Genomic DNA, 13,691 nt, shown 5'->3' on the forward strand with positions numbered 1-13,691 from the left:
GAAGTAATATTGTCAGGTCATCAGTTGGACTGAAGAGAGCCTTGATAGAGGGGTCAGTATGTCCAGCGGAGGGGTCAACATCAACATTATATCCACTAAATGCTGAATTGAACTATAGTGGCTCCTATGCAACTGAGGGCAATGAAATATATCAGATCTAACAATTAAATTGTCGGGTGGTATTCCGAGCCCCTTCTATAAAGAAATGCCTAGAAATTGAAAACTGGAATTGCAACAATAAGATAATCGCTTTGAGCGGCACATTTGTAAAAGGAAGTTTGGCGTCATATTTAAAAATAGCTAACCTATTAGGGAAATGAATAACAAAACGATCTTCATATCGATACACTTGCTTCCGTGCGTAATAGCATATTTAATAATGATGTACGGCGGAATAATTGGATTAAAACGTAAAGACTTTGGATTGGAAAAATATCTGAAGAAATCTAGTAATGCGACTGAAAAAAATGCTATTCCATACGGGGGCTTATATTTTATTTTGATTGTTAGTTCAATACTTTTCACAGTAACGGATATAATGGTGTTGAATAATATTGGTTCACTACAAGATAGCCAACTGACAAAGATACTGTTAGGAATTTGCATAATTCCGCAATGTATCGTAACCTTAGCATTCGGTCTATACTACGATTATTATTTTACTCAAATTATTCTACTCGGAAGTGATTTAAAGAGCCTTAAGCCTTTAACCATAATTGGAATTTTATGTCTCTATATAATGGGTATACATCTATCGATTTTTCTTGCCGCTTTCTCCAAATGAGCTAGTATAATAGGGCTTTGCCTGTCACTAGATCATGTTAATATTTAAATATATACGTAAGTAAAGGTGCCTAATTTTGGTGATCTTGGACGTAATGTAGGTTTTTCTAAAAATTTCGATACGTTCTTTGAATTTGGTCATACTGGCACAACATGATTGTTATTTTTTCAAATAAAAAGCCTCCCTTATAACATCAAGGGAGGCAATTTCAGCTAGATGTCCGCTTGGGCTAAATGTTAACCGGCATTGAACTTTGATATATTAAGATGCCAGTATTCCCGCGGTCCTCAGCTTGGATTTCAAATCGCGAAGTTCCGATAATATGCCTTGTATTTCAGATTGGATGTAGGTTTCGCTTGGCTCTGCTGCTGAATTTCCTGATGCTGCAGCCTTACTTACCAGACCCTTTATTGTTACATCGGCAATGGGGATTGGGGCGCAGGATTGCCATGTAGTACCGTTCCAAATTTCTAGTACATTTGATGTCGTATTGAAAAATTCAAATCCAACAGTCGTAACATTAGGGCGCTCAGCCAGTGTTCCTGAAAGAATATATTTAGGTTTTGCCATTTTAGTAAGTATATGAGGGGTTTAATGAATAATTTAAATCAAAGTTCACAGTATAGGTACCGTCGGGGAATAACGTTGAATAATTATCTCCAAGTTCATGTCCAATGTACAATTCTCCAATAGTAGACATCATCATGGAATGTCCTTCGTGCGAATAGAGATCAATAACATTTTGAAATGGTCTCAAAAATCCTTGTATTTTAATTCCTGCGGATCCTCCTGAGACAGTAAAGGTGATACTTCCCTTTACCGTATTGTTTCGATTATTGATATTCTGTTGTATAGCATTGACAGAAATACCCGAAATATTCCCCGTTCCAGTCCATTTAACCACGTCAGAGGATAGTAAAGCACGGCTAATATCACCATAATTATAAACATTATCGATAAGACCTCCCACAACATCCGAATAAACTCCCAGAAGAGTATTAATACAATTGTCCTTTATTATTGACCTTCTTAAGGTAAATAAACCTCCTGATTGATTGACAATTAAACCGACTTTATTCGTTGCTATATTTGAACGAAGTACAACATTATTATTTATCAATTGTATACCCTCAACTATGATATTCTCGCTGGTGTTATACCCAATTACCGCAGTCCTTATTTCATTTAAACTATTATCTTTAATAATTAAAGGCTTGTACTTGTTAAATGTAGTTGTATTATTTGTTTGCACAAAAAAGGCGGGTGTTTGGTTAGTATAGTCTCTATTATAGGATACTTGGTTTTTCTCGATGGTAACTGAATTGGAGAATGATATCGATATACAGGTAATCAAATTACCAATAAATAAATTGTTTCTGATATTTGCACGTCCTCCACGCAACTGAATCCCAATAATTCCACCTATACAGGTATTACTATCAAATGTAGTCAAATCAGCTCCGCCATGACTTCCTAAGCAAGATCCACTATAGTTCGACGCTATGTTTGACGATACTTTACAACTCCTCACCGTCCCTAAATGACTAGGAATTACTCCACTGAAGTCAACCGCTCTCCTATTATTAGAAAAAAAGCTATTCATAATCGTAACCCGGGTACTTCCATTATCTTGTATTCCATACGATGTGGCCGTACCATCATAATAACCGTCAATGATATGTGTATTTTCAATGTTTAAGCTGTAACAAGTATTGACTGAAATACCTGCCAACCCACTTACCTTACTAAATCGACAACTTGTGATTTCACCAGTTTTGTATGAAACTGATAATCCACCAAAAAGCCCTGTAGAATCTGCGAACAGTGATAAATTATTAATCCTAAATTCTTTCGGTCTATATATGCCATAGGACATGTTGAATGATGATGAAAATAATGTCATAATAGGTACGTCCAATGTAACCCTATTGTCCGTAACAGCAATGATTCGATGTGTCTCACCCAATGTAACATCGGTCTCTCCGGGTCTCGGATCAAAATCCCACAAAATTAATAAACTCCCTCCTGCTCCATAGTCCGGCACTGCAGCGGTTGCTTTAAAGCTAGTTCCTATATTATTGTCAGGAGCACCGACAGCAGTAAAGTTTCCTCCCGCCGATTTAATAACATAATTCCTACCAACAAGTATATTTCCAGATGTTTGAGGTATACATCTAATAACCATCAAGTCACCCACATTAATGCCACTGGTATCATCAAGTAATAATGATGTTGACAGTTCGTTAATATTTACGGTATTTACAATTCGTCCGTTCTTAATACTAGATTCATTAAATGTTATGTAAGGCTTCCCGATCGGATTTACATCTAGTTTTAGATTTAAACAGTCAATGTCAATTTTTATGCTAGTGACAGATATGGCTCTCTTTAATAAAAAGGTATTTTTAGAATTTCTCACTCGCAATCCTTTGCGCAGCACTTTTTCAATAATTTCCGCATCATCCGAAATACCATCTCCCTTGGCACCAAAGTATAAGGGGTCTATTTCTTCAAATTTATGTACTAACTTATTACCATTTATTTCCACGATACTGCCGTCGTCATTTGGGCCGGGATCCTCACCAGTTGGTGCCAAGTAATAAATAATCGGGGCAGGTGTATCCCCTTTTTCATAATACCCCAATAGCTCTACACCAGCATAGATTGGATCGTTCCCTTTTAATCTATCGATTTCGAGCGCAGAAAGATTGTTCATTTCCTGCATATTGTTTTTAATTAAAAATTGATTTGCCATATTTCTTTTTTTTTTCTGTATAAAGCAAAAGTATGGCTGTAGGCTGGTCTGCCTGAGGAAAAGAAGTTATTTATAAGCGGTATATGGGAGATACCGAAAAGTATGGTATAAATTATAGCATGGTTTGTTTTATGAGAAACCGGCTCTGATTTAATCAACAGTCATAGTATAATAATGAAATAGAAAATTCAAAAAAAGCCTCCCATATTAACCGTTAAGGGAGGCAGTTTTGACTAGATGTAAGCCTGGAAGAAGTGTTACCCGGCTTTGGGATTCATCTAATATAGATGATAATGAGTTTAATTCATTTTGAAACAACAATCGTAAACTAAATAAAATAATGGCATTGAGATATAGTATATGCAATGGAAATAAGTATAATTTTCACAAACCCATTTCTATAAAGCAATGATACCGGCATTTCGAAGTTTAGTTAAAAGGCTATTAAAATCCGTAACAAGGTTTTGCACGTCATTTGCGTTGGAATCCGGTTGTTCTTCTGCTTGATTAATCAATCCTTTTACAAGCACGGTTGCTTCCGGAATACTGTTTTGCCAAAAACTTCCATTGAAGACTTGTACTGTATGAATGTCCGTATTAAAGTAACCGAATCCAGTTGGAGCAATAGCAGATCTTTCGCTTGTAGATCCAACATTTCGAATAATAGGGTTATAATCAATATTATTTGTTAATCCCAATCGATTATACATTAATAATGAAGGGGAAGCATTGCCAGATGTCAACGTATTTATTAACTCACTAGAAAGATTGCTACAGATGTGATTTCCGTAAACCACCTCAGTGTTCAATGGGCCAAATTGCATAGAAGCATTTCCTAATATGGTATTAATATCCGATACAGATTCTACTTGCACACCATTTAATTTAGGTAGTTTCCATAAACAGTTTATAAATAACGTATTTAAGCTAGTGACGTTAAACGATGATGCTATCGCTCCGATTCTATTTAACGCTATAGTAGAATTTGTTATTGTATGCCTAGCATTGTTATTAACCGATCTATATGAAGAAACTATCGAGCCATTGACAACAACTTCACATAATAAATTAGCAGCATTAATCTTTATATTTTGACAATCAATAAACTCAAACTTAGGATATACTGAATCGCTAGAAGCTTGCTCTGTACCATTTTGCTGATTAATAGTAGGATATTGATTACTTACATCTATAGATTCACATTTAAAATATACATTAGTTAGCAATCCTCCTTCTAATAAACCTCCGAATTTATGAACTTTACCACCCGTAAGGTTATCTACTACTAATGGGCAAAATCCATCATTATTTATAGACTTCATGTCCTTTAATTCCACGTACTGAGGAAAGACAACTCTATTCTTCCCAATAGTAACAAGTTTTGACAAATTAACATCAATAATATTTAATCTTACTGATGTGCCACCATTATTGATATATTTGAATCCATTAATTTTTAAGGAATTACATAAAGATAAATCTTGCTCCATTCCGAAATCAAAGTCAGCATATTGATAGTTCAGTATCCTGCAACGAAGATTTGTAGTATTTATTAATACACCATTATTTATAATAATATCACCACTCCATACGGAACCAAAATCTTGTCTGAAAGCCAAATATATATTGCTGTGAATAGTTGTATTGTTTATAGCTAAAACACCGCCCCCAGCTACGGCTAGGGCACTCAAAAAACAATTGTTAATAATTATGTTATATGCTGAATAATGAACATCGATTCGCGATACAGAACAGTTTTCACATATCAAGTCTTTAACATGTAGTCCTCCCATATACCCCCATGCATTGTTGCCACTACTAGCATTCACATTAGATAATTTTAGCTTGGTTACATAGCGTGCACCTAAACCATATGTTCCTGAATTACCTTCATTCGCCCTTGAAACAGATTGTATATTTACCATGCTGACATCATAACATTTCTGAAATAAATGAAAACCAAGATCTGGGGATAGATTGTCGCTATAGTCAACATCGTCTTCATAAGCAACAATTTGATCGATGAATCGAACTCTAGACCTTGTACAATTAAATCCACTTATCTTGTACCCATTAACACTTGTTTTACAATTTAATTTAAAAATCCCTCCCTTAATAGTGGTGAAATCATCGCTGCATGGATAGGCTTTGCAGGAAGTATAGCCATCTAATTTACCTGATATTTCAGACATCACAGAACCATTCTCGCCTATATAAAATAATTCCGTATAATAATATCTTCCGCCACTTCCACCATTTCGATTTATAAATTGGTTTTCATTTTCTATAATAAAATAGTTATTCTTGTAGTTCTTAAAGAAATCAATAACTGATTGCCCCGAATTCAACTGCTGCATTACCCCTTGAGGGAGGGTTATGTTTGAATATTGTCTATCTGGCAAAATTTCAAATCTACCAACGGAGCTTAAATCATATTCCTCATATAGATGAAATATAGACTTTCCAAAATCTACATTTACTTTTATGGGAATAGCTCTTTCCTGTTTCAAATAATATTCGCCACCAGTATTTACCACATTAATCTTTTTTTTGGAGGCGTAATCGAAAAGCTTTTTTAATTGAATAGAATCATCAATTAAATTATTCCCTCCGCGCACACCGAAATTAATAAATGAGAGATCATTAAATGTACCTTCAAGCTTAATGCCATTGCCGACGTCAATAACGCTACCTGCATTGTCCAGTTCAATTGTGTCTGATATATAATAAATAACAGGAACTGGGATATCCCCTTTAACGTAATATCCCAATAATAATAGACCATCATAAATACCTATATTCAGATCATTTACCTCACTTAACGAGATATTGCGTATATCTTCAAAAGTGTCTTTAACTAAAAATTGATTTGCCATATTTCTTTTGTTTTTATGTGTAGAGCAAAAATATAGTTGTTGACTAGCCTATCTGAGGAAAATAAGTTGTAAGTAAGCGGTATGTTGGAGATACCGAAAAGTAAGAAAATTCCGCCCTTATAATCAAAACTTTTATCGTCTAATGTTGGAAGGGAAAATCGAATTTTTATCCGAAAACAAAAGAACCGACATTGCCTCAAATCAACTAATGTGAACTTTAGCGACTACCTACTTTCGAAAGCACTGCTATTCCATAAATTGAAAAAAACATTTAATTTAGTAATTAAGAAGTACTGCTAAATAATAAAGAAGTCTTTGATCTTGCCTATTTAAACGCATCCGTACCGATTTTATCAATGAAATAAAAAACTAAGGTTTGATAAAGTAATACATTCGATTAACAGTCATTTTTGTGAAAGGAATTTTCCTGAAATATTGAAAAACAGCTAATTTATTATGGAAATGAGTATCAAAACAATCAGCATATCGATAGTCTTGCTTCCGTGCGTAATAGCATATTTAATAATGATGTACGGCGGAATAATTGGATTAAAACGCAAATACTTTGGATTGGAAAAATATCTGGATAGATTTAGTAATGCGCCTAAAAAAAATACCGTAGGTAGTGTAAACTGAACTGTGTCACATCACTCCTTTTCGGGTTCGTGCTTAGAGGCTTACAGCCTCTAAGCACGAACCCGAAAAGGAACAGTGCAATAGCATATTTTTTACATCAAAATAAATTACAATTCCTCTTTATGAGGAAGACCAATTTAATATTCATAATTTACTTCAATTATAATTATCAATCTGCACTCATTTTCCTCACTAGATCCCTTACGAGATAACCAACTTTATAAACAAAGGTCTCCTCTCTCCATCGCTGACTACTAAATAAACGATGGTGATCAAAACCGAGTACATGCATATACTCATGGGCATAATGGCCTGCCAATGCTGCCACATCATCTATGGAAGCCCAATGATCCAATGCCGACGGGCAAATAGCCATAAACCCATCTCCGGCTCCGTCAATACCAAGTGTCTGATTACCAAAAATGGACGGCTTTTCACAATTATCTTTCCAATTAGCATCCCTTCCATTTACTTCAAGCGTTCTTACCCACAAGTCTACTATTCCATCAGTTGCAGCGCTATCTTTGGGCACCTTTTTTTCCTTCGCCTGCATAATAATATTATATAGTTGTTCTGAAGTATACCCTTGGTTCTTTTCCGCTTTCATCGCTATTATACTTTCTTTAAAATCGTCAGAATTAAGAACTTGTTCTAATGCAACAAATGCTTTTTTAGCAAAATCCTGATGCTTTCCATATCCAACAACAGAATGGGCCTTAACAGTTATTTTTTGGCTCAGACACACCTGTGTCCAACATAAAAGTATAAAGGCAAAAACAATTTTTTTCATAATGAAAACATTTAAATAATGAACAAGAGTTATAGCTCAAAATAATTGTTCGTAATTGATCAACTATACTTAAGTTTTCCCCAACAGTAGGTACGAAATTTTATTTCATAGAAAAAAACTCGATCAACGGTTTCTTTATGATGTTTATTGGTAAATGTTACTATTTGAATTTATTGGTAAGCTCGGCCTGACCACCGCTAAAGCTAAAATATGTGAACAACAGAATGGATGCTGCACGTTTTGCCTTTGTATTTGAAGGGGTAAGGTACATTTCAACTTCACTATTTTTCAGTAAACCATTTTCACCCCAGGATAGATCCTTACCGGAACCGTTTACAATCGTTCCATCTTCTTTAATTATAGTCAACACTTTTCCATTTGCATCCACAAACTGATCACCTGACATTTTTGCAAGCACTTTACCCTTGTTATCTTTGAGCTGCCCATTTGTTGACAATACACCAACTTCTTTACCCAAAATGGAGAAATGTCCATCCTGGCTCATTTTTAGCGCATCCTTAACAGTAGCATCGCCTATAGCTATTTCTTCTAAAACTATTGTATTAATAACGGTATCCGTAGGCACCTCAACTTGTTCTTTGGGTTGTTCCGCTGAAGTTTTATCTTCTGTATTATTATTACAGGAGAAAAGGCAGGATACCACTGCCACAGCTAGTAATGGAATAAAAATTCTTTTCATAATTTGAGATTTGGTTAATGCTTACTCTAACAGTTTTCAGCTACCCTGTTTCATTCCCCACTAATATACAAACTATCAAAGAGTTATTTAGATTTTCCTAATAACAAATATGTACATCATTACTACAATACAGAAGAAATCGACCAATTTTTAATTGTTACGTCCTTCGGACTATTTTTTTTCACTTATAGTATATTTTTCACAACATTTACTATATTAGTACAAGCCAATTGACTGAAAGCCAAACAAGTCATTAAATAAAATATTGAGTTATGAAAAGACCTTACCTAATTATCCTGACACTTGCGCTATTTAGCAACTATATCATGATAGCGAATGGCCAGCAATCAAAAAAACAACTTCCTAAACCAGTTTTAGACTCCGCCATCAAGGTAGACACTAATGACCTAAAAAATAACATATTAGCTCCTTACAACCTATTTTATTTAAGTAAATATTTAAATAATCCCAACCTAAACCCCACTGAAACTGAATTGATATATAAGAGTCTCGTAAATTTAGTCGGTAAAGATAAGCTCGATATCGTTGGAAAGAATTCTCCATATAAATTAATTGCCAGTTTTAAAGAAGACGCTATAAATTCAAAAGCATTATTTATAAAAAAATTGTTAAACGAAAAAGGTATAAAAAAAAATTCACCTGGTTTAGATTCTTTAAATGATTTACTGGAAAGATATAATAGAAAAAATGATACAATAGCCGCCATCAAAAATAATATAAGCCTTTTAAATGATAAAAAAAGCAAAATAGAAAATATACTCAGCTTCTTGAACAAAAACGATGATACTGTTATGGGGCAAGATTCAATATCAATTATAATTGGTAAATATAAACCCTTACTTGAGAATCCAGAATTACAAATAACAACAATCAGTCAGCTAAAGGATAATCTATTAAGCACCAACAGCTCTTTAATTAGTAATATAGCAAATGAAAACAACAAGATAGATACAAGTCAAACATTAGCGAAAGAAACTAGGAAATTATTCGTCAAAATTGAAAAAAAAACATACGAAATGGCCGACCTCTTATTAACGAATGGAACTTTTTCAATAGATGCAAAAAGCTATCTCCAAGGACAGCAACCTAATCGGCAAGAATCTTTGCAGATCAACCTTACTACCGCAACGCAAAATGCGCAACAAAGTCTCAATTATACAGGATTAAGCATCCCCTCTCAATCTCAAATGATTGATGCTATGGCGATGTTCCTCGCAAAAAGAGCAAAGCAGGAAGCTGCGATATGGTTTATGGACCAGTTACGCAAAAGAGTAAACAATCCATTGATATATGATGTATTCCCTGCCACAATTGAATTGTTAAAAGGCCTCTCTGATTACCGGACCGCTAATTTTGGCACCTCTTGGCGATACGCGATCTCCAAAGATTTTGTTGAAATGCCACGAAATGTATCCAAAAGTAGCTGGACAAAACAATTTCTAACACCAGAAATCGCAGCAAATCTCGGCATGACAGTTGAACTTGGGTATAATATCGATGGTTTGATAAAAGCCCGTTACAATTACAGAGATATAATCCGCCAATTATACCTTAATCCTACTTATAGTCCTGATCCCAATATATCATCTAACAATGCGCAAAACATAAATCAATATGCACAAAATATTATTGGGCTACTTTATATAGCAACTAACGAATTGTTTACAATTAATGATAAGAACTACAGACTTCTAGGTTATGAGGAACTAAAAACATTAGATAAAAAACAATGGGATATATTAATGGAACTACTCAAATTGAAATATGGTGAAGTATTTGATAATCTACCGGGCGTCAAAGAAAATCTAATTATCAATAAGGAAAAAGTGATTGCTTGGCTGAGTCCGCTATTGATGTCATTGGGACAATTCGATAAAATTAATCAGGAACAACAGGTCTTAATTGAAAAAAATAAATCAGATCAGATGGCCCAATCGTCATACAACACATGGAGTATACTTGGACAAGTGATTTCTAACTTTGAAAATTACCCTCTCCTAAACAATAATGATAATAACGTTAATCAATATTTACAAAACTTAAAAAACGTTTTTGATATTATAGAAAATATTCAGGAGAAAAATTTCGTTGCCGCTGCACAGAATACATTAGGATTGGTAGATTCATATTACAATAAGGGCGTTTCTCAAAATCTTGCAGCTATAGATAAGTTGAAAACCTTTTATTTAAACAAGCATCCCGAAAATAATTATGAATTAAATTACGGCGGAAATAAAGCACTATTTACGATTAAGTTTAATAATAAGGATACGGTGGTAATAGAGAAAGAAGAATTGGAATATATTAAGTATTTGGGTACAAATCTACAGCGTCTTGATGAAAAGGATCGATCAGCTTTAATCATAACAAGTAAAAAAACTATTCAAGGAAGGAAGGTGCTATCAGGACTAGCAGAGAAAGCAGGCATATTATCTCGTGATAGCTTGAATAATAAAGATTTGATATACCTAATTAACCGTATAGCTCTTTACAAAATCGTCTCAGAAACCTATAACCCAAGTGAACAAGCTGCAGCACTAACTTTATTTTCAGGTTCAATTTCAAAAGTGGATACGCTTTTCTCAGCTTTACCAAAGTTATCAGAAATGTCGTACGCCAACCAACTGGTTAAACTGTCAGGATTTTTTGGAGACGTGATTTCTTCCTCTTCATCAGCAGAGCTAGCAAATGTAATCGAGTCGCATGCGCTACCTCCGACTTCTTACAAATTAAAAAGGAAAATGTCTTCATCTGTTGATTTAAATGCTTATGTAGGAGCTTTTGCTGGAAGAATTATTCCAATTGGTAGTTCATCATTAAATTGCAAATGGACAGGCGGTATAACAGCACCAATAGGTGTTACCATAAGACCTGCAGGTACCTTTTTCAAATATTTCAATTTCAACGTGCAATTGCTGGAATTAGGAAACCTCGTAAACCACTATCTAATTACACCAGACTCAGCTTACAATAAGGACGTCCATTTTAGCGAAGTCTTTAGTCCCGGAGCTAATATTCTATATAATATTAAAAACACTCCCATTGTCGCATTCATTGGAGGAAAACTGCTTCCATTAAAAGCATACTACGACGAAGGACTTAAGAAAAGAATTAACAATAAGGCTTTCGACGCTGCGATATTTAGCATCGGGTTGAAAATTGATATTCCGCTAGTCAATCTATATTCCGGGGAGTGATCTTCTTATAGTCAATAACAAAATACCCACAAAATTCAAGATTATATGGCGTATTTACATTAGGATCAAAAAATAAATTTAAGTAGATTAAAAAGATAAATAACTTAATTATGAACACATCACAAGAACTTATCTCTGGCATAGTGGCAACCGTAATTGGCGGCTTGATCCTTGCAATTATTTTATCGGGAACAGATCATTTGAAAGCTTTGTTCTCGAATTTGAAATTGTCTACTATGATTTCTCTTTCTCTATTATCGAACGAGATAAAAACAATTCTTCTTTCCGAGAGTTTCGTCTCTGTCTTTAATCCTGTTTCCAAGATTGTTATGCGGTGGACAGTACGATTTTCGTACGTTATTTGTGGCATGGTTATAATTCTAGGATGTTTGTTGGGCGAAAATCTTTTCTTTACTGTTCTATTGGGAGGATCTATTGTAGTGGCAGTTGAAGTTCCTTACAGGATGCTATGACTGACCTGAAAAAAGCAGCTCATTAATCAATAACATCTTATTTCAAAGAGTTTACCGATTGATGGTAAACTCTTTGAAACTTGAACTCTTTGCAAGCACTAGTTTGCGCCTTTAAACTTTAGATAGTAAAGTTGCCCGACGATTGATAGTTTTTGAATGGCTTGGATGATTGCAGCCATATAATTTGTTTCCCATGATCTGTATATCTTATCTTCCGCCCTATTGAAGTTTCATCGTCAAGATTAGCCCTATACATTGAGCCCAATCATCAGATGGGGCTGTATAGATTACCAATGGGAAAAATTGATATAATAGCATTTAATCTTCACTAAATTTTGAAATGAATTTTTCTTTGATATCGATAGCAAAATATATCACTGGATCCAAAATTTTCGATAAAGATGATGACGATTGGGCTACCAATATCGACTTTGAGCCTAAACAGAAATATTTTTCATTCGGTAATGAGTTTTTAAAAGATAAAGACTGGCAGGATATTTTAAAATATGCTGAATGTCTAGTTCAAGCATATGTAAAATCCGAAGATTTCAAAACTTCAATTTTTGCCCAAGCGATAGCAATAACGGTGGGATTTGATGATGGCGAGTTAACGATAATAAAATCTCAATAACTATGGATCTTATCACAGTTGTTTGCGGGATTGTATTTAAAGATGATCTTGTTCTGATTTGTCGACGGAAACCTGAAAAGTCTTTAGGGGGCTATTGGGAGTTCCCTGGAGGTAAGGTTGAGGATGGTGAATCTAATGAAGAATCGCTGCTTCGGGAATTGATCGAAGAGCTCAACTTGAAAGTCAAAATCAAACAGCACTTTTTCGATACGGTACATCAGTACGATAATGGCGCAATAGGATTGATCTCGTTCATTTGTGAGACCGAGAATATAGCTTCAGAATCTACCGATCATGATCAGCTCGAATGGGTAAAGATTAGTGATCTATTAAACTGGAAGCTTGCTCCGGCAGATATTCCTATTGCGAAAGAATTGATTGAAGAATTAAAGGCTAGAGATTGAAAAGGATTTTAGAAATAATCCAAGACACTAAATATAAAAACGCCCAAAATGATATTTAAAGATTTTTCAGAAAATGAGCTCTACTTGTTCATGAATGGCAAACTTATCTACAAACGATGGTTGGATACGGGCGTATCAAAAGTATTCGACGTAATGGCATATGACAAATACACCCTTGCCAGCATTAAAGAGCTTACCAACCAATATGGATTATTGATAGTTAAGGCAAGAATAAAGCTAATACCTAATGAAGATGGTGGCCGAAAAACAGGCATCATCTCAGGTTATCGACCCAATCACGTGTTTGAATATACGTCAGGAGGTAAACCACAGCGGACTTATATAGGTGATATAAATTTTGAGGGCGAGGATCAAATGCCTGGAGAAGAAAGAATTGCGACTGTTCGTTTTCTCCTTGTAAAAG

9 protein-coding genes are annotated in these 13,691 nt (G+C 34.7%); 4 read left to right on the forward strand and 5 right to left on the reverse strand.

Annotated features, from left to right (window positions below):
* Positions 1 to 1,045 precede the first annotated feature (1,045 nt).
* From M2419_RS27300 to M2419_RS27320, 5 genes are all read right to left on the reverse strand, one after another.
* Entirely contained in the window at positions 1,046 to 1,354 is a 309-nt protein-coding gene (locus tag M2419_RS27300; protein ID WP_259256391.1) for a hypothetical protein, read from the reverse strand.
* Position 1,355: 1 nt separating this feature from the next.
* Positions 1,356 to 3,500 (reverse strand): hypothetical protein, encoded by a 2,145-nt coding sequence (locus tag M2419_RS27305; protein WP_259256392.1) that lies wholly within the window; start codon positions 3,498 to 3,500, stop codon positions 1,356 to 1,358.
* A 437-nt stretch (positions 3,501 to 3,937) separates the two neighbouring features.
* Positions 3,938 to 6,415, reverse strand: a complete 2,478-nt coding sequence (locus M2419_RS27310; RefSeq protein ID WP_259256393.1) for a head fiber protein — start codon at positions 6,413 to 6,415, stop codon at positions 3,938 to 3,940.
* Between the two features lie 805 nt (positions 6,416 to 7,220).
* Entirely contained in the window at positions 7,221 to 7,841 is a 621-nt protein-coding gene (locus M2419_RS27315; RefSeq protein ID WP_259256394.1) for a hypothetical protein, read from the reverse strand.
* A 160-nt stretch (positions 7,842 to 8,001) separates the two neighbouring features.
* Positions 8,002 to 8,541: a hypothetical protein gene (locus M2419_RS27320; RefSeq protein ID WP_259256395.1), complete on the reverse strand. Its 540-nt coding sequence runs from the start codon at positions 8,539 to 8,541 to the stop codon at positions 8,002 to 8,004.
* A 272-nt stretch (positions 8,542 to 8,813) separates the two neighbouring features.
* Between M2419_RS27320 and M2419_RS27325 the strand changes: the two genes are divergently transcribed.
* From M2419_RS27325 to M2419_RS27340, 4 genes are all read left to right on the forward strand, one after another.
* Complete coding sequence (locus M2419_RS27325; RefSeq protein ID WP_259256396.1) at positions 8,814 to 11,759, forward strand: hypothetical protein; 2,946 nt, start codon at positions 8,814 to 8,816, stop codon at positions 11,757 to 11,759.
* A gap of 813 nt (positions 11,760 to 12,572) precedes the next feature.
* Positions 12,573 to 12,863, forward strand: coding sequence for a hypothetical protein (locus M2419_RS27330; protein ID WP_259256397.1), 291 nt, complete (start codon positions 12,573 to 12,575; stop codon positions 12,861 to 12,863).
* Positions 12,864 to 12,865: 2 nt separating this feature from the next.
* Entirely contained in the window at positions 12,866 to 13,267 is a 402-nt protein-coding gene (locus M2419_RS27335; RefSeq protein WP_259256398.1) for a (deoxy)nucleoside triphosphate pyrophosphohydrolase, read from the forward strand.
* A 48-nt stretch (positions 13,268 to 13,315) separates the two neighbouring features.
* Positions 13,316 to 13,691: hypothetical protein (locus M2419_RS27340; protein WP_259256399.1), on the forward strand; the 376-nt coding region annotated here is incomplete at its 3' end.

Source organism: Sphingobacterium sp. BIGb0116, assembly GCF_024808035.1.
Lineage (GTDB): Bacteria > Bacteroidota > Bacteroidia > Sphingobacteriales > Sphingobacteriaceae > Sphingobacterium > Sphingobacterium paramultivorum.

Excerpts from the sequence above, each read along its gene's own strand:
- M2419_RS27335 (WP_259256398.1), top strand. The coding sequence starts at position 12,866 with ATGGATCTTATCACAGTTGTTTGCGGGATTGTATTTAAAGATGATCTT.
- M2419_RS27325 (WP_259256396.1), top strand. The coding sequence starts at position 8,814 with ATGAAAAGACCTTACCTAATTATCCTGACACTTGCGCTATTTAGCAAC.
- M2419_RS27320 (WP_259256395.1), bottom strand. The coding sequence starts at position 8,541 with ATGAAAAGAATTTTTATTCCATTACTAGCTGTGGCAGTGGTATCCTGC.
- M2419_RS27310 (WP_259256393.1), bottom strand. The coding sequence starts at position 6,415 with ATGGCAAATCAATTTTTAGTTAAAGACACTTTTGAAGATATACGCAAT.
- M2419_RS27315 (WP_259256394.1), bottom strand. The coding sequence starts at position 7,841 with ATGAAAAAAATTGTTTTTGCCTTTATACTTTTATGTTGGACACAGGTG.
- M2419_RS27305 (WP_259256392.1), bottom strand. The coding sequence starts at position 3,500 with ATGAACAATCTTTCTGCGCTCGAAATCGATAGATTAAAAGGGAACGAT.
- M2419_RS27330 (WP_259256397.1), top strand. The coding sequence starts at position 12,573 with ATGAATTTTTCTTTGATATCGATAGCAAAATATATCACTGGATCCAAA.
- M2419_RS27300 (WP_259256391.1), bottom strand. The coding sequence starts at position 1,354 with ATGGCAAAACCTAAATATATTCTTTCAGGAACACTGGCTGAGCGCCCT.